The following is a 19,983-nucleotide window of genomic DNA, read 5'->3' as shown; positions in this document are numbered from 1 at the left end:
ATCAACGTCAGACGGGCGTGGTGCATAAACACCACGCCCGTCTGTTATTCGTCAAAATCCGGCAATCAGATCGTTGCGGCATTACGGAAGAGCTTGCCTTCCACATCCTTCCACACCATATCCGGTGTTACCTGCCGCATGCAGGCAAAATGTTCCTTGGGGCATTCCTGCGGACCATGCAGACCACAGGGACGGCAGGCCACATCTGCCTCCAGCACGGTGGAATCCTTGCCGCGCGGATAAAAGCCAAGCGCCTGTACCGTGGGGCCGAAAATGGCCGTCACCGGTGTTTTTTGCGCCCATGCCAGATGCATGGGGCCGGAATCGTTGGTCACGTAGCAGTCCAGACGGCCGAGATACGCCGCAAGAACAGGCAGCGAAAGCTTGGCCGAAAGGTCGATGACCTTGTCCAATGCAGCAACTCCGCAGGTATCCAGAACTTCACGCGCCATGTGCTCTTCGCCGGGTCCGGCAAACACCAGCACCTGTGCGCCTGCCTCCACACCGCGTCGCACTATTTCCGCATAAGATGCGGCAGGCCAGCGCTTGGTTCCCCACACCGACCCCGGATGCACCCCGAGCACGGGGCCGGTTATCCGCTCCTGCCAGAACGCATCTGCCGCTGCCAGCGCATCTGCCGGAAGCACGAGCTCGGGCCAGTCGTGCACATGTTCTATGCCGAGGGGCTTCACCAGTTGCAGCAGGCGCTCAATTTCTTCAAGCTCGGGGAAACGCCTGTCCACCGTATGCGTGTAGAACCATTGATTGAAAAAAGGACGGCTGTAGCCGATGCGCATACGGGCGCTGGTCCAGCGGGCAATAATGCCGCTGCGCAGGCTTGTGTGGGCAGAAATCCATAACGAGTAATTGCGCGAAGCAAGCTCGCGGCCCATGGAAGCGGCAGCGAGAAAACCGTTCTGGCTGCCGCGCTTGTCATACTCATACACTTCTGCAAGTTCGGGTTGCCCCGTAAACAGGGAACGCAGCCCCTTGCGGACGTAGAAATCGATTTCCGCGTCAGGATAGGCAGCCCGGACGGTGCGGATCAGCGGCAAGGTCAGCACCGCGTCTCCCAGAAAAGCGGTATTCCATATACCTATACGGCTCATTACGCCTCCGGCTCATGCAGGGATTCAAGTATCCACTGCGCCGCCCCTTCAAGATCACGGGCAACACAGTTCGGCCATCCGCCTTCCACATTGCCGGTGTCCATCCACCGTGATGCGGGGCAGGACTCAAAATCCGGCAGGCCAAGCTTGCGGGCCTGCTTTTCGCCTTTGCCTGTCAGTACAAGCACCGAGGCGGCAAGTCCGGCCCTGAGACCGAAGTGCACATCGGCAATCTTGTCACCGATCATCACGCATTCTTCCGGCAACAGCCCGTGCCTCTCGCGCAGCACTTCCCACATGCCCGTATCAGGCTTGCGGCAACGGCAGGTATCTTCCGGCGCATGCGGGCAGTAGATGGTATCCGTCACTACTACGCCGTGGGCGGCAAGCATTTCGTCCAGCCTCCGGGTACAGGCATCCATGGCCTGTTCGGAAAAATAGCCGCGTCCAATGCCGGACTGGTTGGTCAGAACGAAAAAGCGCATGCCTGCTCCGGCAAGACGCGCAAGCCCTTCAACCGCACCGGACTCGAATTCGAGTTCTGCCGGATCATGTTGGTAGTGCTTGTCGAGAATCACCGTGCCGTCACGGTCAAGAAGGATATTGCGAATCCGGGGCATCGTGTCTCCTGCTGTAAGTGTAACCGGAACCTGCAGCTATTCCATAGCAATGCCGAAGTGTTAGATGCGGCGGGCAATACATGTGCACCAAGCCGCTGCAGGCTGCGCGTTTCTTGGCACGCGCAGGGAGTTTTGGCAAGAAGCGCATAACAGCCCCGTTATTCGCATTTTCACGCCCCCTGAAAAGCTTGCAATTCCCACCTCAGCCTTTATACAATAGCCGGATCACGCAATCCCCAAACCACCCCCGCTCCGCCACACCCGGCGGAAGGAAACAACATGCTTGAACTCACTCTCGCCGTTGCATTTGCCGTTCTCATATCTGCATCCTGTTCCGTGACCGAGGCAGTTCTCTATTCCATCCCCTGGAGCTACATAGAACGCCTGCGTAACGACGGCAGGCGGTCCGGTGAAATTCTCTACCGGCTGAGACAGCGTATAGAAGAACCCATCACGGCTGTTCTTACCCTGAACACAGTGGCCAACACCGCAGGCGCCGCCGTGGCCGGTGCCGCGTTTGCCGACGTGTTCGGCCCCCAGTACATGGCCGTTTTCGCCGCGGCCTTCACTGTCGCCATTCTCATTTTTTCCGAAGTCATCCCCAAGACTCTGGGCGTTTCCTATGCCCGTCCGCTGGCGCCCGTCATCGCCCGCCCGCTGGCCTTTCTGGTCTGGAGCCTCAAGCCGGTCATCATTGTCGGCGGTGCGCTGACCCGCATGCTCACCCCTGAAAAGAGCAGCCCGCACACCACGGAAGACGACATACGCGCCGTTGTGAGCCTTTCCCGCCGTTCCGGCTCCATCAAACCGTATGAAGAAACCTCCATCCGCAACATCCTCTCACTTGACCATAAGCGGGTGGAAGACATCATGACCCCCCGCACAGTCACCTTTTCGCTGCCCGCAGACATGACAGTGCAGCAGGCCCGCGAACAAGGCGACTTCTGGCACTACAGCCGCATCCCGGTATACGACGAACACAACGAAGACATGGTGGGCCTTGTGCTGCGCCGTGCGATTCTGGAAGAAATAGCCGCCGACCGCGACGAAACCAAACTCGCCGAGATCATGCGCCCCGTGCACTTTGTTCTGGAATCCGTAACGCTGGACAAGCTGCTCCTCAACTTTCTCGAAGTACGCATGCACCTTTTCGTGGTTCTGGACGAATACGGCGGCCTTTCCGGCGTGGTAGCGCTGGAGGACGTGCTTGAAGAGATTCTGGGCAAGGAAATTGTGGATGAGACAGACCGCGTGGAAGACCTGCGCCAGCTTGCGCGCCGCAAACGGAGCCAGCTGACGAAATCCGGCGCCTGACACCAGAGACACTGTTATTCAGCAATTACAGAAGATTACCACACAAAGCACCCGGGTGATGTATAATATTTTTACTTGGAATATCAGCATCATCTACGATACATCCGCTTGCAGAGGTTGACTCGGGCTTGAAAGCGCGTAAGACACCTCTTATCAGGAATAAATACTAATATGGCCCAACTTTGTTGCCATTGACAATTTCAGGAGGCCCTGTGGCAAAAAAGAATGGTAAAAGCGTCTACCTTGCGGCGCTGCTTCTCTTCCTCGGCGGCGTTGGCTATCTGCTGTTTTCGGGGCTTTCCGAGAACAGTGTCTACTTCCTGAACGTATCCGAAGCGCTGGCAATGCCGGCCGAAAAACTGCACTCCGTACGGCTTTTCGGCACCGTTAAGGCAGAGGGCATTGAAGATGTTCCCAACGGCCCCGGTGTTTCCTTCCTCATCGAAGACAAGGACAATACGTCCCTCGAAATGCGCATAACCTACCGCGGAGCAGTGCCCGACACGTTCAAGCCCGGGGTTGAGGTCATTGTGGAGGGCGGTCTTGATGCGTCCGGCAAGAACTTCACCGCCAAGACGCTCATGACCAAATGTCCTTCCAAGTATCAGAAGGAAAACCGTCAGGAATAGTCCCCGGACCGTACAGCCTACCGACACGGACCAGCAACCATACCCCAATCTCTGCGCCGGATTCCGGCTGAAGGAGTATCATGCACCTTCTCGCGTATCTCTTGCTCGTGGCGTCACTCATGTTTTCCGTCGGCTTCGGCCTTGTGGCCGTCATGCAGATATGGCAGGGCCGCACCCTGATACTGCCGTGGATGGAAAAAGCCCATCTCATGGTCACCGCCCTGATGACCGTAAGCTGCTTCATCCTGCTCTGGGCGCTGGTGAACTACGATTTCACCAACGTCTATGTAGCCAGCTACACCAGCCTTGACCTCGCCACCTTCTACCGCATGACCGCCTTCTGGGCCGGACAGGCCGGTTCTCTACTTTTCTGGGCATGGTCAGTGGCCATTTTCGGCGTATTCTTCCTTACTTCAGACGCCTACCAGAGCCTTTCGGACGGCACCAAGCTGTGGTTCTGGATTATCTTCCTTGCCGTTATGGCCTTCTTCCTGCTGCTGCTCACCGCATGGAGCAACCCCTTCAAGATGGTTGACCCTGCCCCCGCAGACGGCAACGGCCTGAACCCCCTGCTGCAGAACCCGGGCATGATCTTCCACCCCCCGTTGCTGTTCCTCGGGTACGGCGGTTTCACCATTCCCGGCTGTCTTGCCCTTGCGCAGGCGCTGAACGGCACCTACAAGCAGGAAGGCTCGTGGACCGAAATTTCCCGCAACTTCATTCTCATCGCATGGCTCACCCTGACCGCAGGCATCATCCTCGGCGGCTGGTGGTCCTACATGGAACTCGGCTGGGGCGGTTACTGGGCATGGGACCCCGTTGAAAACGCATCGCTCATTCCCTGGCTCGTTGCATCCGCATTTCTGCATACCTCAGTTATCGAAACGCGCCGCAACAAACTGCACCGCATAAACATCTTCCTCATCGCGCTGACCAGCATCTCGGCATTCTTCGCCACCTATCTGGTCCGCAGCGGCGTGGTTGATTCGCTGCACGCCTTCGGCGACGGCGGTGTGGGCACCCCCCTGCTTATTTTCATCATAGTGTTCACCTTCATCAGCCTGCTGATCTCCATTCAGTACCGTCATCCTGATTCCCGTCCGCTGTCCGACATCGCAAGCCGCGAAGGCTTCCTTGTCATCGCCGCATGGGTACTGATGACGCTGGGCGTGATCATCCTCTTCGCCACCATGTGGCCCGTGTTCTCCAAGTTCTGGAGCGAGAATCCGGTCGGTCTGGAGCCCGCCTTCTACAACCGAGTATGTCTGCCGCTGTTCGTCATCCTCTCCGCCCTGCTCATGGTCTGTCCGTGGCTCGGCTGGAAGGGCGGCATCCGTGATACCAAGAAGGCCGCCATTGTCGGTGCCGCCTTTGCCGCCTTTGCAGGCGTTCTGTATACGCAGGGCTTCACCATGCCCATGGCCATTGCCGGTGGTGCCACCGCACTGGCAGGCATTGCGGGCATACTCCTGATGTTCGCCTCCGAACCTGCCATGCGCAGGAACATGCGCTCCATCGCCGCATACGGCGTACACGTGGGCCTTGCTCTGACCGTGCTCGGCGTGGCCATATCCGGCCCCTACAAGGCGGAAGCGGAAGGTGAGATCAAGGTCGGCGAAACCATGCAGGTTGGCGACTACACCTTCACCTACAAGAAATTGCATCAGGGCAGCGAACGCGCCTACATCTTCATTCAGGCTGACCTTGAAGTAACAAAGGACGGCAAGTTCGTCGGCACCATGCAGCCCCAGCGCCGCCTGTACCACAAGTTCCAGCGCAGCGCCTTCTCCGAAGCGGCCACCATTCCTTCGCTCGGCAACGAACTCTACGGCACCCTGCTCGGCGCCGACGAGACCGAAGCCGCAACCCTGAAGCTCAGCGTGAACCCGCTGGTGAACTGGGTATGGATAGGCGGCACGCTCATGTGTCTCTTCCCGCTGCTGGGCCTTTGCAGCTATCGCAACAGAGAACGCAGGGAAGAAGATGCTCTGTAAGCTGGACAAGGTTGCCAAGTTCTATGGCACCAAGCTCATCATCAAGGATGTGACCTGCACGGTGGAAGCCGGAACGGTCACCATCCTTGCCGGACCCAACGGTGCGGGCAAATCCACCCTGCTCAAGATCATGGCCGGGCTTGCCCGGCCCAGTGCCGGCGCGGTTGAGTGCAACGCCGGTGACGCAGGTGTGGGCTATGTGGGACACCAGACCTTCATCTACCCTGATCTCTCGGCCATGGAGAATCTGTCCTTCTGGTCCTCGGTTCACGACCTGAACATCGGAGAGAACGAACTTCTTGAGGCACTGGAGCGGGTAGAACTGAAGCGCTTTGCCTTTGAACGGGCAGGCACCTTCTCGCGCGGCATGGCCCAGCGCCTGAACCTTGCCCGTGTATTCCTCCTCAACCCCTCGCTCATCCTGCTGGACGAGCCGGGAACGGGGCTGGATGTGCGCTCCATGTCCATTCTGCATAATGAAATTGCAACGGCGCGCGAACGCGGTGCCGGACTTGTGTGGATAAGCCACTCCGTGGCGGCCGACCTTGTCCGGGCTGACAATGTGCTCGCCATTCGTGACAAGCGAGTCGACTATTACGGTCCTGCCAGCGGTTACACGCCGGAGGCCGTATGCTGAAATATGCCGCTACAATAGCTGCAAAAGATCTGCGCCTTGTTCTGGCCCGCGGCACGGGGCTGATTCAGGCCCTGCTGCTCGGTCTGCTGCTCATATTCGTGTTCAGCCTGTCTCAGCAGGTTGGTGAAGTCATGGCACCACAGGCGGCCGCCTCCATTTTCTGGCTGGCCTCTGCCTTCTGTCAGGTGCTCATCTTCAACACGCTGTTCAGTATTGAGGAACAGAACGGGGCGCGCTTCGGCCTGCTGCTTTCGCCCATGCCGGTGCAATCCGTCTGGCTGGGCAAGGCCCTTGCAGGCTTGATTCTGCTGCTCTGCGCCCAGCTGGTTTTCGTCCCGGCTACCATCGTGTTTCTCGGGCAGAGTGTTTCTGAGCACTGGGCCACCGGACTTGCCGTTCTTCTGCTCACGGACATAGGCGTGGTCATGCTCGGCTCGCTGCTCGGTGCGCTGTCGCAGGGGCAGGCTGCCAGGGAATCCCTGCTGTCGATCATTCTCTTTCCGCTGCTCATACCGGTTCTGCTGGCGGGCATCCGCATCGGAGCCGCTGCCTTTTCCGGCGATATTCCGGAAGGTGCAAGCAACTGGCTGGGCCTTGCCGCAGCCTTTGACGCCCTGTTCGGCGCCACCGGTCTGCTGCTCTTCGGCTTTGTGTATAGCGGTGAAGAATGATACGAGACTGCCGTAGCCAAATCGGATATGCCTGCGCCGCACACCGCAGATCCGCCACCCCCGCAACCCTCTTCGCAGCGAGGCCATGATGCGCGAAAACTGGATCACGTTCACTTCTCTGGCAGCCGGAATTGCCTTTGCCATCTGCCAGTACCTCATATTCATCTACGCCCCCGTCGAGCAGACCATGGGCATTGTGCAGAAGATCTTCTACTTCCACCTGCCGCTGGCATGGTGGTCGCTCTTCAGCTTCGCCGTGGTTTTTGTCGCTTCCATCATGTACCTGAAGAAGCGCACATGGTTCTGGGATAACCTTGCCGGTGCCTGCGCCGAAATCGGTGTACTTTTCAGCGGACTCGCCCTTGCCACAGGCATGGTCTGGGGCAAGCACAGCTGGGGGGTATGGTGGACATGGGACCCGCGCCTCACCACCACGCTCATCATGTGGTTCGTCTATGCGGGCTATCTCATCCTCCGTTCCATGGCCCTGTCGCGCGAACGTCGCGCAGTGGTCTGCGCAGTGCTCGGCATTGCCGCCTTTGTTGATGTTCCGCTGGTCTTTCTTTCCGCCCGCCTGTGGCGCTCCATCCACCCTGCGGTGTTCGCATCCAAGGGCGGCGGGCTGGAGCCGGAAATGAAGCTGACCGTTATTGCCTGCGTGCTGACCTTCGGCCTGTTCTGGCTGGCACTCACGGCAGTGCGCACGCGCCAGTCCGCCATGACGGACAGGCTCGACACCATGGCTACCTGTGAAGACATGTAACGCCCTCCGGGCATAATTCAGGAGAGGTATATGGAAAATTCAACCTGGCTTCTCATGGCCAACATCGCCATCTGGCTCGGCTTGGGCGGCTACATAGGCCTTCTGGCAGCAAACCAGAAGCAGATTGAAAAACGTATCCGCCAGATGGAACTGCTGGCAGATTCCGGAACGGAGTCCCATAATGGCAACTAATATTGCACTCACCGCTCTCAACGGCGGCAAGAAGCTCGTTCTCGGTCTCATCGGCCTCAGCCTGTGTGCCATTCTTGTCGCGTCGTTCGCATATCGCACTTCGCATCCCAACCTGACCGAACCGGGCAGACAGCAAGCTGCGCAAGCCATGCCTGCCGGTGGCGGCGCCGAAAGCGGAACAGACGAACTCACGCACCTGATGGCGCTGATGAAGGAAGACCCCAATAACGTAGGTGTGCTCAAGCAGCTCACCGACTTCTTCATCCGCCAGCAAGACTGGAACCGCGCCGGTTTCTTTGTGCAGAAGGCACAGGTAGTGGCACCTTCCGATCCGCAGGTGCTGTACATGCACGGCATCATCCTCTTCAATGAACAGAAGCCCGCAGAAGCCGTGGAAGTGTTCGAGAGCCTCATTGCGCTGGAAGACGATGCCTCTGCCCGCTACAATCTCGGCATCATCTACAAACATTTCCTCAAGCAGCCCGACAAGGCGAAACCTCATTTCGAGGCTCTGCTTGCCAACCCCAAGGCCGACGCCGAACTCAAGCAGCGCGCACAGACCGAGCTTGACACTGAACACAAATAAATACAGATAGATAATAAGGAAAAGGGGCACCGGAAACAACCGGTGCCCCTTCTCGCATTTGAAAACAGTCATCAAGGGCCCAACCGGAACTGCATGATTTTCCATGGCAATAACAACGTACTGCCGCAACGAACAGCCAAACCGTATTGCCCCTTTTCTGATTGTGACATAACTTAGCGAATGCTGCCAAGAATGCACCATGATACATACTCCGCCATTACTCCTCATCAGCGGCTCTTCTGCCGCCCCGTTACACATACGAAGCGACACCCAGTATTGACATTCGCCCCTGCGACAACGTATCATGGTAAATTATACTTTAACATTTTTGTAAAAACGGAACACAGCTTTATAGAAGCCGTCAGGAAGAGCTTTTTCCATACGCACCCGATGCCGGGGCAGGTTGCACTGTCCATACACGCAAGACCACCGGCAAAGGCGTGGCAAGGCGGCCGGTACTGTGCCAGCGAAAGAGACCTTACAACGAGCCAACCTCGTTCGGGCCTTGAAATGATAGCCACAACAACCTTTGGGAGACCCACACGATGAGCGAAATCATAGGCAAGGCTTTGACGTTTGACGACGTCCTGCTTCTTCCCGGTTACTCCGAGACCACTCCGGACATGGTAGACGTCAGCACCAAGCTTACCAACTCTATTCCCCTGAACATTCCCCTCATTTCCGCAGCCATGGACACCGTTACGGAGTCCGAAATGGCCATCGCTATGGCGCGCAACGGCGGCATAGGGGTTGTTCACAAAAACATGCCGCTGGAACAGCAGTGCCTTGAAGTGCAGAAGGTCAAGAAGTCCGAATCCGGCATGATCATCGACCCTGTCACCATTGTGCCTGAACTGACCATTACCCAGGCTCTGGAAGTCATGTCCGTATACAAGGTTTCCGGCCTGCCCGTACTGCGCGGCAAGGAACTTGTGGGCATACTTACCAACCGCGACGTACGCTTTGTCGAAGCCCCCGATACCACAAAGGTATCTGAGGTCATGACCAGCAAAAATCTCGTCACCGTTCCCGTGGGCACCACCCTTGAAGAAGCCAAGCGCCACCTCCACGAACACCGCATTGAAAAACTGCTGGTGGTCGACAAGGACCGCACCCTCAAGGGCATCATCACCATGAAGGACATCGACAAGGTGGTGAAGTATCCCCACTCCGCCAAGGACGAAAGCGGCCGCCTGCGCGTTGCTGCTGCGCTTGGTGTAGGCAAGGATTGCGAAATGCGCGCCGAAGCGCTGCTCAAGGCCGGTGCCGACGCACTGGTGCTTGACTCGGCCCACGGTCATTCCAGAAACATTCTGGACTCTGTGGCCATGATCCGCAGCAGCTTCCCCAACGCGCAGATCATTGCAGGCAACATCGCCACGTATGAAGGTGCCATGGCGCTCTTCAAATCCGGCGCAGACACCGTGAAGGTCGGCATCGGACCCGGCTCCATCTGCACCACCCGCATCGTTGCAGGTGTGGGCGTTCCGCAGGTTACCGCCGTTCAGGAAGCCTACAAGGCAGCACGGGAAATGGACAGATGCATCATCGCCGACGGCGGCATCAAGTACTCCGGCGACGTGGTCAAGGCCATTGCCGTAGGGGCGCATTCCGTCATGATGGGTTCCATGTTCGCAGGCACTGACGAATCTCCCGGTGAAACCGTGCTCTATCAGGGCCGCCGCTACAAGAACTACCGCGGCATGGGTTCCATCGACGCCATGAAGGCAGGCAGCTCCGACCGCTACTTCCAGGAAAAGAGCAAGAAGCTCGTTCCCGAAGGCATCGTGGGCCGTGTTCCCTACAAGGGACCTGTCACCGACACCGTTCACCAGCTCATCGGTGGCCTGCGTTCAGGCATGGGCTATGTGGGTGCGACAACCATCGCCGACCTTTCCCACAAGGCACGCATGGTCCAGATTTCCGCAGCCGGTCTGCGCGAATCCCACGTCCATGACGTCATCATCACCAAGGAAGCTCCCAACTATAAAATGGAAAACTAGGTTCGCAGAACCGTACCATAGAGGAACAACATGGATTCCATAAGCAAAGTCATCATAGTTGACTACGGTTCCCAGTTCACACAGCTCATCGCACGCCGCGTGCGTGAAGCCGGCGTATACTCGGAAATCCACCCCTGCATTGTCACCGCAGAAGAAGTAAAGGCCATGCAGCCTTCCGCCGTCATCCTTTCCGGCGGACCTTCCAGCGTAGGTGACAAGGATGCCCCCACCCTCGACATGGGGCTGCTGGAACTCGGTGTTCCGGTACTGGGCATATGCTACGGCATGCAGCTTCTGGCACACAACCTGAACGGTTCGCTGGGCAGCTCCGAGACCCGCGAATACGGTCCTGCCGACTTCACCATGCTGAAGGAGACCCCCCTCTTCGAAGGGCTGGACCTTTCTTCCCCCTCCCGCGTGTGGATGTCTCACGGCGACAAGGTGAAGAGCCTGCCCGACGGCTTTGAAGTCATCGGCCGCACCCAGACTCTGGATATCGCTGCCATGGCGAACGAAGCCAAAAAAATCTACGCACTGCAGTTCCATCCCGAAGTGCACCACTCCGAAGATGGAACCCAGCTCATCAACAACTTCCTGTTCAAGATTGCCAAGATCAAGGCCGACTGGACCATGTCCGGCTTCATCGACAGCGTCATCCAGCAGGTGCGTGAAGCAGTTGGCCCCGATGGCAACGTGGTATGCGGCCTTTCCGGCGGCATCGACTCCACCGTGGTTGCCGTGCTGCTCAACAAGGCCATCGGCCACCGCCTGCACTGCATCTTCGTGGACAACGGCCTGATGCGCGCACAGGAAGTGGAAGAAGTTTCCAGCTACCTGCGTGAGCACTTCGACCTGAACCTCACGGTCGTGGACGCCAGCGAACGTTTCCTCTCCAAGCTCGCCGGAGTGGAAGATCCCGAGAAGAAGCGGAAGATCATCGGCTACGAATTCATCGAAGTATTTGATGAAGAAGCCCACCGCATCGACAACGTTTCCTACCTGGCACAGGGCACCCTGTACCCCGACGTTATCGAATCCATTTCTCACAAGGGCCCCTCTGCCGTTATCAAGAGCCACCACAACGTGGGCGGCCTGCCGGAAACGATGAAGCTCAAGCTCATCGAACCTCTGCGTGAACTCTTCAAGGACGAAGTACGCAAGGTGGCCATGGAACTGGGCATGCCCGACTCCATTGTATGGCGTCATCCCTTCCCCGGTCCCGGGCTTGCCATCCGCGTTATCGGTGAAATCACCGACGAACGTCTGGAAATTCTGCGTAAAGCTGACAAAATCGTGCAGAACGAGTTGACGGCCTCCGGATGGTATCGCAAAGTGTGGCAGGGATTTGCCGTACTGCTGCCGCTCAAGACCGTCGGGGTCATGGGCGACGACCGTACCTATGAGCATGTCATTGCATTGCGTATTGTTGACAGCGTTGACGCCATGACTGCGGACTGGGTTCGCATGCCCTCCGAAATTCTGGAGCGCATTTCCAGCCGCATCATCAATGAAGTAAAGGGCGTTAACCGCGTAGTGTACGACATCTCTTCCAAGCCCCCGAGCACCATTGAGTGGGAATAATCTAACAAAACTCAGGCAAGAAAGGCATGTTCGGCATCGGAACTACTGAAATACTTGTTATTCTTGTTGTGGCCCTGATCGTTCTCGGGCCAAAGAGTCTGCCTAAAATTGCCCGCACTCTGGGCAAGGGCATGGCGGAATTCCGCCGCGTATCCACCGATTTTCAGCGGACCATAAACACTGAAATCGACATGGAAGAACACGAGAAACGCAAGAAAGCCGCTGCCAAGCGACTCTACGGCGATGAAGATGATGCAGAGGAAGAGGTAAAGCCGAAGAAGAAGAAAACCAAGGCCAAGTCTGCCACCAAAACGGCTGAAAAGCCGGGTGAAAAGAAGGCCAAGGCTGCCGGGCAGCCTGCGGGTGATCTGGCTGTTCCTCCGGACCCTGAAGTCGTGGAAGTTGTCACATCTTCTTCCGAAAGCACTGTTGTAGCCGGGGAAAAGGCATGAGTGACGCCGATAACAAGCCCCGGAATGACGATGCTGCCGAAGACGCAGCGGCAAAGAATGGAGCCGAAGAGGCTGTCGTGCCGAAATCTGCAGGTGATGACGCTGAGAATGCAGCCGATGCTATGGCATCTGACGTAGTACCCGATGCCCCTGCATCTGACGTAGTACCCGATGCTCCTGCATCTGGTGACAAGCAGGGTGATATGCCTGCCCTTTCCGATTCTGATACTCCCGATGCCGGGGCGGCCGATGCCGCCCCGGCAGTTTCTGACTCTGTTCCTCACCCTCCGCCCCCCTTCCCTTTTGAGGAATCCTCAAGCGAAGGCATTGATGACCCGTCCCTGCTTCCGGCCGTTACCGACGATACGATAGATGACACGGAAGAAGAGGACGAGGAAGAAGACGAAGAAGAGGAAGAAGAAGAAGAAGAGAGCCCCATGACGCTTGTCCAGCATCTGGACGAACTGCGCAAGAGACTCAAATATATAGCTCTCGCAGCCATTGTGGGCTGTCTTGCCTGTTATGGCTTTGCAGAAGAGCTGTTCAACCTGCTGGTTGCTCCCATGGTCCGGTTCATGCCCGAGCAGAGCAGCTTCATCTTTACCGCACCGCAGGAAGCCTTTCTCACCTATCTCAAGGTGGCGGCCCTTGCGGGCATTTTCCTCACCAGTCCGTATATTTTCTATCAGGTGTGGGCCTTTATCGCCCCCGGCCTGTATGAAGAAGAGCGCAAATACATTGTTCCCGTGGCTGTATTTTCCGCCCTGTTCTTTGTGGGCGGGGCCTCATTCGGGTACTTTGTCGTTTTCCCTGCGGCGTTTGAGTTCTTCATGAGCTTCAACAACGAGCATATTCAGGCCATGCTGAAGCTGGATGAATATCTCAGTTTCTCCATCAAACTACTGCTCGCGTTCGGGTTCGTATTCGAAATGCCGCTCTTCGCCCTTGTCCTCAGCAGAATAGGCATTCTGACCGCAGATATGATGCGAAAGGTGCGCCGGTTTGCAGTGCTCGGTGCCTTTGTGGTCGGTGCCATACTGACCCCGCCGGACGTATTCTCGCAGCTGCTGATGGCCGGTCCTCTGCTTGTTCTGTATGAAGTATCCATCATCGTCGCCTCTGTCTTCGGCCGTAAGAAGGAAGAACCTTCGGAAGAAGATGAGGCAGAGGAAGATGAAGACGACGAAGAGGCAGCCGAAGCGAAATAACGCGCTCGCCCACGGCGTGACGCACACCCCGTGCAGACGCACGGTGTCCCAAAGGATATGCGCATGACACAACGTATAGCCACCATACAGCGCGACACGAGCGAGACCCGCATCGCGCTGACCCTGAACGTGGACGGATCGGGCAAGGTGGACGTGAAGAGCGGATGGGGCTTTGCCGACCATATGCTCACCCTGCTGGCCTTCTGGGGAGGCTTTGACCTTACCCTGACCTGCGAGGGCGATCTGCACGTTGATGCGCACCATACATTGGAAGACATAGGCCTTTGCCTCGGACAGGCAATGAACCAGTGCCTTGCTGACAAGACAGGTATCAACCGCGTAGGATTCGCCAAGGTTCCCATGGACGAATCCATGACTGAAGTGAATATAGATATTTCCGGCCGTCCCTATCTGGTCTACCGGAACGATGAACTGCTGCCTCCGGTTATTGCCGGTGACGAAAGCGACCTGTGGAGAGAATTCTTCAAATCGGTTGCCTATGCGGCAAGAATCAATATGCACATTTCATATCTGTATGGTAAGAATGGACATCATCTGCTCGAATCGGCATGCAAAGGTCTCGGCCTAGCCTTGCGCATGGCCGCAAGCCGCGATCGAGCGCAGCTACTCAGCACCAAAGGGAGTCTGGATTCATGAGACAAGTTCAGCGTATCTGCATCACCCTGCTCCTACTTGCAGGCCTCACCCTTGTCGGCTGCCAGCAGGTAACTCAGGGTCCCACCCCGTTGCCCGAGGTTTCCATCGGCGTTGCCCGATTCACTCAGCCCATGCACACATGGGACCTGCTTGCGGGCTATGTGCCCGAAGATCAGGCAGCTCTGGAAGAGAAAACCCTGCGTGAACTTGACGAAACGTTCGAAACCCAGCTGTTCCGCCAGACCAACCGACGCTACGAAAGTTCCGGCGCCAGCGCCCGCTGCCTTGAACTGGGCATGAGCAAGGAAGATGGCTCCAGCACCGCACTTGCCCGCTGGATCAAGGTCGGTGAATGCATGGGGGTTGATTTTCTGGTGGTTCCTCAGGTACTCAAGTGGCAGGACCGTGACGGCGGTGAAGCGGGTGCATTCCACCCCGCTGCAGTCACCATGGACATTTTTATTATCGACGTGAAGCGTCAGCGGGCAACCTCCCGTTTCCATTTTGAGGAAACGCAGGAAAGCCTGAGCAACAACCTCATGAACCTCAGCAAATTCGTTGAGCGCAAGGGCAAGTGGATTTCCGCACTGCAGCTCGCGGAAGAAGGCATGCGTCAGGGTATCAAGGAGTTGGGTCTGTGATCATTTTTCCCGCAGTAGATATCAAGGGCGGCCAGGCAGTTCGCCTGAAGCAGGGCCGGGCCGATGAAGAAACTGTTTTCTCTTCCGACCCCGTAGCCATGGCCCGCCAGTGGCAGGACCAGGGTGGCAAGTGGCTGCATGTTGTCGATCTTGACGGCGCGTTTTCCGGCGAGCCGGTGAACCGCGACCTCATCCGGCGCATCTGTTCCAATCTGGATATTCCCGTGCAGCTCGGCGGCGGCATACGCGATATTGCCACCGCCCGTGCCTACCTTGATGCCGGCGTTACCCGCCTCATCATCGGCACCATTGCGCTGACCGACCCAGACCTTTTCGGCAAGCTGTGCAAGGCCATGCCCGGCAGAATCGGTGTTTCTCTGGATGCCGAAGGCGGCAAGCTCAAAACCAAGGGGTGGGTGGAAGATACGGGCCTGACCGTATACGACGTGTTGCCCCGTCTGGAAGAACAGGGTGCCGCGTTTGTCATCTACACCGACATTGACCGCGACGGTATGCAAACCGGCGTAAACGTTTCCGCCCTGAAAAAACTGGCGGAAACCTCTTCGGTTCCTGTCATTGCCGCCGGCGGCGTGGCCACGCTGGATGATGTGAAGGCACTCTACCCCCTTAGCCGGTCTGCAAATCTTGAAGGAGCCATCTCCGGCAAGGCCATATACACCGGCACACTGGACCTGAAAGAAGCCATGGACTGGATTGCGGCTCAGCAACCCGGCTAACAGGCTCACGGCATCATAAAACGCAAGCCTGCGCCGGAATCCGGCGCAGGCTTTTTCATATCCTGCCTGCGTGCACTCAGACGTGAGCAGATATGAACCCTCTTACGGGGGAATGTGTACACCGTAATGGCGGCCAGTCTGTACAATCAGTCAAAAACCCGCCTATTGCCCCAGTTGGCACTTGCCAGCCGCGCGCTGGCGCAGTAAACCTTCTCTGGCATTTTGCCGGACGAAATTTGCACATGGTGCTCCGCTTCGTCGCTTCACTTTGATACAGGGTCGTCACAATGAATATTGATTTCAAAGATCTCGCCAGCCGCCATCCCCTTTTTTCGCGACTGACAGGACAAGTCATCTGGCTGCTCTTTGAAGAACACAAGGCCTCGTCCGAAGACATTGACGCGTTCATGGAACACTACCTTGCATGGCGCGACGAACAGCTTAGTGTTATGGCCGCCCTGGAAGCCAACAGAAGCGCCTATCTGCGCATCACCACCGATCCTCCGGCAAACAACAGTGACGACGGCTATACGGCCATGCGCCCCCCCTGCAAGCACTGCAGGGCGCTCCACGGGGCCATACTGCCCGCTTCGCACCCAGACCTCATCCGCTGCCTGCCCCCCTTTGCCCTTGGGTGCCGCTGCCGCGCCGAGATCATTTCAGCCGAAGAAGTGCCGGAAAACGCCCCCCTTATTTTTACCAGCGAAATGCCGCGCTACGGGCTGCACTGCGCCAGCGAATGGATATTCTCCGTTCCGTGGGCCAAGCGCCGCAAAGGCTAAGCACCCCCCAAAGCATGATAAAGCCCCCGCCGGATACTCCGGCGGGGGCTTCTTTTTCTCTTACAGACCGCTGCTATCGCTAGTTATTGCGTTCCAGCACCCACAGCAGATACACCGAAGAGCCGTAGCGGCGGAAGATATCCTTGGCCTTCATGGATTCGTTGGAATCGCGCTCCGTGAATTCCACGTTATGTGACTGCAGGAACATCTTCAGGAACTGGTACTTCACCATGAAGCTCACGTTATCTGCAATATCGTGGCGTATAATGGAGGCCGCAACCCCCGCCACGTTGCCGGATTCATCCAACACGGGACCACCGCTGTTCCCGCCCTGTATGGGCACGGAAATCTGGTAGTCCTGCGCACGACCGTTAAAACCGGTCTGGGCGCTGATGATGCCATCGGTAATTTTGATAGTCATTCCGAGAATGCCAACCTTCGGAAAACCGAGGGCATACACTTCCGAACCGTTCTCAAGCACTGAATTCTTGCGCAGCGGCAGAATGGGATCATCAATGGCCCCTTCAACCAGCTTGAGCGCAGCAAGGTCCAGATCCGCATCGCGGGCCACAACGCGCACTTCCTTGTAGTCGTCACCAACTCGCAGGAAGTAGGTATCGCCGGTATCCACCACATGGTTGCAGGTAACAAGATACTTGCTGCTGAGAAGCCATGCAGTACCGCTGCCGAGAGCGCGGTAGGTTCGCTCGCCCTTCTTCGCCGTCGCACCGCTCTTCTTGCCGGAATTGCCGCGGTTGCCGGAACGGCCGGAATCTTTCGAGGTATAGCCGCTCACGTCCACGGGCAGCAGCACAATGTTGGAGCCACCGTCACTCAGATTTTCCGCCACGAGCCCGTCGCTGTAGACGTGCCACGTGGCGCCCACTTCGCTCTTGTCCTGCAGGAAATACCGGCTGAGACAGCCGCTGTCCGCTTCCAGCTTGTTGAACTTTACCTTGATCTCACCGGCGTTCCATTCGCGGGTGCGGGTCTCCAGAATCATGGCCTTGTACTTATACACGCGGTCTGATGCATCGTAATAAAGTCCAAGGGTGTAACGACCGTTGGAAAACTCGTATACGCCCTCGTACGGCTGAGGATTGTCCTTCTTGTCCAGCCAGTAGACGAAACCGGCCAAATCGCGGGGAACATCCTTGGGAGCAATTTCAATAAAGGTTCCCTCTTCCTGCGTATAATGCCTGAACGTGGTCTGAGGCACCCCGCGCAGCTTCGCATATTCCTTGATCCCGCCATAGAAGAGGTCGGAATGGCGCTTGTATTCGAAGGGATCGCTGGAAGCCTCGCCCTTGATATCGAGCAGGAAGATCACCCCGGACTTGTGCGTATTGTAATCTCTCAACAAAAGAGGCTTCACTTCGCCACTCATGCATCCACCGGGATACATGCAGTTCTTCACGCGGATGCTTCTGCCCTCGTAGTCTATCTCGGCTTCGCGGAACTTGTCCTTGGAAACGGTAAGGGCCATATCCACCGCTTCAAAAAACGACATTTCATACACATCCTGCGGCCCGACAACCTGTCCCCCCACCTGCTTGATGGCAGGAGAAGCCCCCATGGAAACAGGGCCGTTACACGCCGCGAGCATGACAGCCATGCCCAGTGCGGCAAGAATCCCCAAAACGCGCAGCACTAAATTCTTCCTCATCTCCACCCTCTTCGTTTCAAACTTGCGGCAATTATTCACAACACGCTGTCGCAGCATGAAAAAATCATTTCTTATCGGTCGCCAGAATCAACATTACCGACTTTGAGTAGCGTTCAAACACTTCCACGGCAGACAACGGCTTGACCGATTCTCTTTCGGTGAAATCCACATTGTGGGACTCCATAAACGCCTTCAAGAACTGGTATTTAACAACAAAACTCACGTTATCCATTACCATCTTGCTAATACCGGAACTCACAACGCCCATAACGTTACCGCAGTCATCGACGACGGGACCGCCGCTGTTACCATGATGAATCTCTGCCGAAATCTGATATTGCTGACTCTTGCCTGCATACCCTGTCTGGGCGTTCACTATACCTGCCGTTATCTTGATTTCCGTTCCCAGCGTGCCTAGCTCAGGGAAGCCCATAGCCAGCACGGGAGTACCGTTGGGTATCTTTGCCTGCTTACGCAAGGGAATGGGCGGAGCCTGAAACGTGCCTTCCATGAGCTTGAGCACTGCCAGATCCAGATCTTTATCAGTTGCGACAACACGCACCTGCCGAATCTCATCTCCTTCAAAGACAAAGTAGTCATAATCGCTGTCTACAACATGCTCTGCAGTGACGAGATATTTGGGCCCGACAACCCATACGGAACCGGAGGAAATGAGACGGTACTCTTCGTCGCCCACCCGCATGACAGGCCCCTCGCCCTGTGAGGCGGTTGCGCCACCCGTACCGAGCAGATCTGCATCCGATTCCCTGTACAGGGCAACGTCACCGTGCGGTTTGCGCAGCGAGACAATGGAATTGCGCTCAACCTTCCAGGCAATACCGGATTCTGTCCCCTGCTTGTCCTGAATGCGGCTGAGACAGACGGAGCCGGGTACCAACTTTTTAAACTTGATAAGAATCTCGCCGACCTTCCATTTGCGGTCGCGGGATTCCAGAATGACGGCCTTGAATTTGTACTGCCTGTCCTTGGGAGTGGCGTAGATGCCAAGCGTGAAATCACCGGCGGAATCTTCGTACACACCTTCCATGGGGTCGCGGTCCGCACGCTTGGTGAGCCAGAAGGCGAACGCCTGCGGGTCGTGCGGAATGCTTGCGGAAGCTTTTTCGACCGGCACGCCCTTGGACTGCGTGTATTCAGCCTGTGTGTAGACGGTATTTTCTATGTCGTTGAACTCAAGGTAGTCCTCAAGTTCTTTATAGAATGCTTTCAGAAAAGTCTTTGGAGTGAGTGTTCCGTCCCAGAAACCGTCTCCTTTTCCATACATCAGAAAAGTAATGCCGTATTCCTGCGTCTTCGGGATATACAGCACAACGGGTTCTATCCGGCCTATGAAAGCGCCATACATGGGGTCATAGGTGTGAACGACAATGCCGTTACGGGCCTTGTTCACCTTGACGGAACGGAACTTCAGGCTTGCGACCTCTTCGGCAATGTCTATAGCCTCGTCATACGAGACAAAGACAACCCGCTGGTCGCCCACCACCTGTTTGTTTTCTATATCGGAGATACTTTCAGCATTTGTACCCACCATTGTTGCCTTGCAACCCACCATAAACAGCAGAATAAGCAGCAGAACGCAGCGTCGCACTATACCCTCCCCATTGATTTCCGAATACGAACACAAGAGGTAAACTAAAGATGCCTGATAGATCAAGCTATCTTCAACCCATGGCGAGATATAGCCCGAAGCCCCTTCCAGTACCCGGCGTAATCGGCTAGT

Annotated in this window: 20 protein-coding genes; 16 read left to right on the top strand and 4 right to left on the bottom strand. The window is 56.7% G+C overall.

Annotation, left to right across the window (positions count from 1 at the left end; genetic code table 11):
• Positions 1–65: 65 nt before the first annotated feature.
• Positions 66–1,109, bottom strand: coding sequence for a glycosyltransferase family 9 protein (locus HUV30_RS09360; protein ID WP_174405175.1), 1,044 nt, complete (start codon positions 1,107–1,109; stop codon positions 66–68).
• Positions 1,109–1,729 carry a D-glycero-alpha-D-manno-heptose-1,7-bisphosphate 7-phosphatase gene (locus tag HUV30_RS09355; protein WP_174405174.1) on the bottom strand — a complete coding sequence of 207 codons (621 nt, stop codon included), beginning with the start codon at positions 1,727–1,729 and terminating at the stop codon, positions 1,109–1,111. The genes HUV30_RS09360 and HUV30_RS09355 overlap by 1 nt, the downstream gene beginning before the upstream one ends.
• Positions 1,730–2,008: 279 nt before the next feature.
• On the opposite strand from HUV30_RS09355, the gene HUV30_RS09350 reads away from it, so the two are divergent.
• From HUV30_RS09350 to HUV30_RS09275, 16 genes are all read left to right on the top strand, one after another.
• Complete coding sequence (locus tag HUV30_RS09350) at positions 2,009–3,043, top strand: CNNM domain-containing protein (RefSeq protein WP_174405173.1); 1,035 nt, start codon at positions 2,009–2,011, stop codon at positions 3,041–3,043.
• A gap of 212 nt (positions 3,044–3,255) precedes the next feature.
• Positions 3,256–3,672 carry a cytochrome c maturation protein CcmE gene (locus HUV30_RS09345; protein ID WP_174405172.1) on the top strand — a complete coding sequence of 139 codons (417 nt, stop codon included), beginning with the start codon at positions 3,256–3,258 and terminating at the stop codon, positions 3,670–3,672.
• An 80-nt stretch (positions 3,673–3,752) separates the two neighbouring features.
• The gene (locus HUV30_RS09340; protein ID WP_174405171.1) at positions 3,753–5,666 is read left to right on the top strand and encodes a heme lyase CcmF/NrfE family subunit; all 1,914 of its coding nucleotides are present in this window, start codon (positions 3,753–3,755) and stop codon (positions 5,664–5,666) included.
• Entirely contained in the window at positions 5,656–6,303 is a 648-nt protein-coding gene (locus HUV30_RS09335; protein ID WP_174405170.1) for an ABC transporter ATP-binding protein, read from the top strand. The genes HUV30_RS09340 and HUV30_RS09335 overlap by 11 nt, the downstream gene beginning before the upstream one ends.
• On the top strand, positions 6,297–6,974 hold the full coding sequence (locus HUV30_RS09330; RefSeq protein WP_174405169.1) for a heme exporter protein CcmB: 678 nt from the start codon (positions 6,297–6,299) through the stop codon (positions 6,972–6,974). Before HUV30_RS09335 ends, HUV30_RS09330 begins: the two co-directional genes overlap by 7 nt.
• A gap of 88 nt (positions 6,975–7,062) precedes the next feature.
• Positions 7,063–7,737, top strand: coding sequence for a cytochrome c biogenesis protein (locus HUV30_RS09325; RefSeq protein ID WP_174406143.1), 675 nt, complete (start codon positions 7,063–7,065; stop codon positions 7,735–7,737).
• 30 nt (positions 7,738–7,767) lie between these two features.
• Entirely contained in the window at positions 7,768–7,929 is a 162-nt protein-coding gene (locus HUV30_RS09320; protein ID WP_174405168.1) for a CcmD family protein, read from the top strand.
• Positions 7,919–8,515, top strand: coding sequence for a tetratricopeptide repeat protein (locus HUV30_RS09315; protein ID WP_174405167.1), 597 nt, complete (start codon positions 7,919–7,921; stop codon positions 8,513–8,515). Before HUV30_RS09320 ends, HUV30_RS09315 begins: the two co-directional genes overlap by 11 nt.
• A 545-nt stretch (positions 8,516–9,060) precedes the next feature.
• A complete protein-coding gene (gene guaB, locus HUV30_RS09310; RefSeq protein WP_174405166.1) occupies positions 9,061–10,518 on the top strand; it encodes an IMP dehydrogenase in 1,458 nt (485 codons plus the stop codon).
• 30 nt (positions 10,519–10,548) lie between these two features.
• On the top strand, positions 10,549–12,099 hold the full coding sequence (gene guaA, locus HUV30_RS09305) for a glutamine-hydrolyzing GMP synthase (RefSeq protein WP_174405165.1): 1,551 nt from the start codon (positions 10,549–10,551) through the stop codon (positions 12,097–12,099).
• A gap of 26 nt (positions 12,100–12,125) precedes the next feature.
• Positions 12,126–12,551, top strand: a complete 426-nt coding sequence (tatB, locus tag HUV30_RS09300; protein WP_174405164.1) for a Sec-independent protein translocase protein TatB — start codon at positions 12,126–12,128, stop codon at positions 12,549–12,551.
• A 437-nt stretch (positions 12,552–12,988) separates the two neighbouring features.
• The gene (tatC, locus tag HUV30_RS18565) at positions 12,989–13,759 is read left to right on the top strand and encodes a twin-arginine translocase subunit TatC (protein WP_174406142.1); all 771 of its coding nucleotides are present in this window, start codon (positions 12,989–12,991) and stop codon (positions 13,757–13,759) included.
• A 63-nt stretch (positions 13,760–13,822) separates the two neighbouring features.
• Positions 13,823–14,416 carry an imidazoleglycerol-phosphate dehydratase HisB gene (gene hisB, locus HUV30_RS09290; RefSeq protein WP_174405163.1) on the top strand — a complete coding sequence of 198 codons (594 nt, stop codon included), beginning with the start codon at positions 13,823–13,825 and terminating at the stop codon, positions 14,414–14,416.
• Complete coding sequence (locus HUV30_RS09285) at positions 14,413–15,057, top strand: hypothetical protein (protein WP_174405162.1); 645 nt, start codon at positions 14,413–14,415, stop codon at positions 15,055–15,057. The genes hisB and HUV30_RS09285 overlap by 4 nt, the downstream gene beginning before the upstream one ends.
• On the top strand, positions 15,054–15,794 hold the full coding sequence (gene hisA, locus HUV30_RS09280; protein WP_174405161.1) for a 1-(5-phosphoribosyl)-5-[(5-phosphoribosylamino)methylideneamino]imidazole-4-carboxamide isomerase: 741 nt from the start codon (positions 15,054–15,056) through the stop codon (positions 15,792–15,794). Before HUV30_RS09285 ends, hisA begins: the two co-directional genes overlap by 4 nt.
• A gap of 287 nt (positions 15,795–16,081) precedes the next feature.
• On the top strand, positions 16,082–16,576 hold the full coding sequence (locus HUV30_RS09275) for a putative phage head morphogenesis protein (RefSeq protein WP_174405160.1): 495 nt from the start codon (positions 16,082–16,084) through the stop codon (positions 16,574–16,576).
• 79 nt (positions 16,577–16,655) lie between these two features.
• On the opposite strand, the gene HUV30_RS09270 is transcribed toward HUV30_RS09275, so the two are convergent.
• On the bottom strand, positions 16,656–18,242 hold the full coding sequence (locus tag HUV30_RS09270; RefSeq protein ID WP_174405159.1) for a S1 family peptidase: 1,587 nt from the start codon (positions 18,240–18,242) through the stop codon (positions 16,656–16,658).
• A 64-nt stretch (positions 18,243–18,306) separates the two neighbouring features.
• Positions 18,307–19,851, bottom strand: a complete 1,545-nt coding sequence (locus HUV30_RS09265) for a S1 family peptidase (protein WP_174405158.1) — start codon at positions 19,849–19,851, stop codon at positions 18,307–18,309.
• Positions 19,852–19,983 lie beyond the last annotated feature (132 nt).

Source organism: Desulfovibrio subterraneus (assembly GCF_013340285.1).
In the GTDB taxonomy this organism is placed as follows: domain Bacteria; phylum Desulfobacterota; class Desulfovibrionia; order Desulfovibrionales; family Desulfovibrionaceae; genus Halodesulfovibrio; species Halodesulfovibrio subterraneus.
This window is presented reverse-complemented; position numbering and strand designations above follow the sequence as displayed.

Coding starts and splice junctions, on each gene's coding strand:
- HUV30_RS09355 (WP_174405174.1), bottom strand. CDS start 1,729: ATGCCCCGGATTCGCAATATCCTTCTTGACCGTGACGGCACGGTGATT.
- guaB (WP_174405166.1), top strand. CDS start 9,061: ATGAGCGAAATCATAGGCAAGGCTTTGACGTTTGACGACGTCCTGCTT.
- HUV30_RS09350 (WP_174405173.1), top strand. CDS start 2,009: ATGCTTGAACTCACTCTCGCCGTTGCATTTGCCGTTCTCATATCTGCA.
- HUV30_RS09325 (WP_174406143.1), top strand. CDS start 7,063: ATGCGCGAAAACTGGATCACGTTCACTTCTCTGGCAGCCGGAATTGCC.
- HUV30_RS09360 (WP_174405175.1), bottom strand. CDS start 1,109: ATGAGCCGTATAGGTATATGGAATACCGCTTTTCTGGGAGACGCGGTG.
- HUV30_RS09330 (WP_174405169.1), top strand. CDS start 6,297: ATGCTGAAATATGCCGCTACAATAGCTGCAAAAGATCTGCGCCTTGTT.
- HUV30_RS09320 (WP_174405168.1), top strand. CDS start 7,768: ATGGAAAATTCAACCTGGCTTCTCATGGCCAACATCGCCATCTGGCTC.
- HUV30_RS09285 (WP_174405162.1), top strand. CDS start 14,413: ATGAGACAAGTTCAGCGTATCTGCATCACCCTGCTCCTACTTGCAGGC.
- tatB (WP_174405164.1), top strand. CDS start 12,126: ATGTTCGGCATCGGAACTACTGAAATACTTGTTATTCTTGTTGTGGCC.
- HUV30_RS09340 (WP_174405171.1), top strand. CDS start 3,753: ATGCACCTTCTCGCGTATCTCTTGCTCGTGGCGTCACTCATGTTTTCC.
- guaA (WP_174405165.1), top strand. CDS start 10,549: ATGGATTCCATAAGCAAAGTCATCATAGTTGACTACGGTTCCCAGTTC.
- tatC (WP_174406142.1), top strand. CDS start 12,989: ATGACGCTTGTCCAGCATCTGGACGAACTGCGCAAGAGACTCAAATAT.
- HUV30_RS09270 (WP_174405159.1), bottom strand. CDS start 18,242: ATGAGGAAGAATTTAGTGCTGCGCGTTTTGGGGATTCTTGCCGCACTG.
- HUV30_RS09335 (WP_174405170.1), top strand. CDS start 5,656: ATGCTCTGTAAGCTGGACAAGGTTGCCAAGTTCTATGGCACCAAGCTC.
- hisB (WP_174405163.1), top strand. CDS start 13,823: ATGACACAACGTATAGCCACCATACAGCGCGACACGAGCGAGACCCGC.
- HUV30_RS09315 (WP_174405167.1), top strand. CDS start 7,919: ATGGCAACTAATATTGCACTCACCGCTCTCAACGGCGGCAAGAAGCTC.
- HUV30_RS09275 (WP_174405160.1), top strand. CDS start 16,082: ATGAATATTGATTTCAAAGATCTCGCCAGCCGCCATCCCCTTTTTTCG.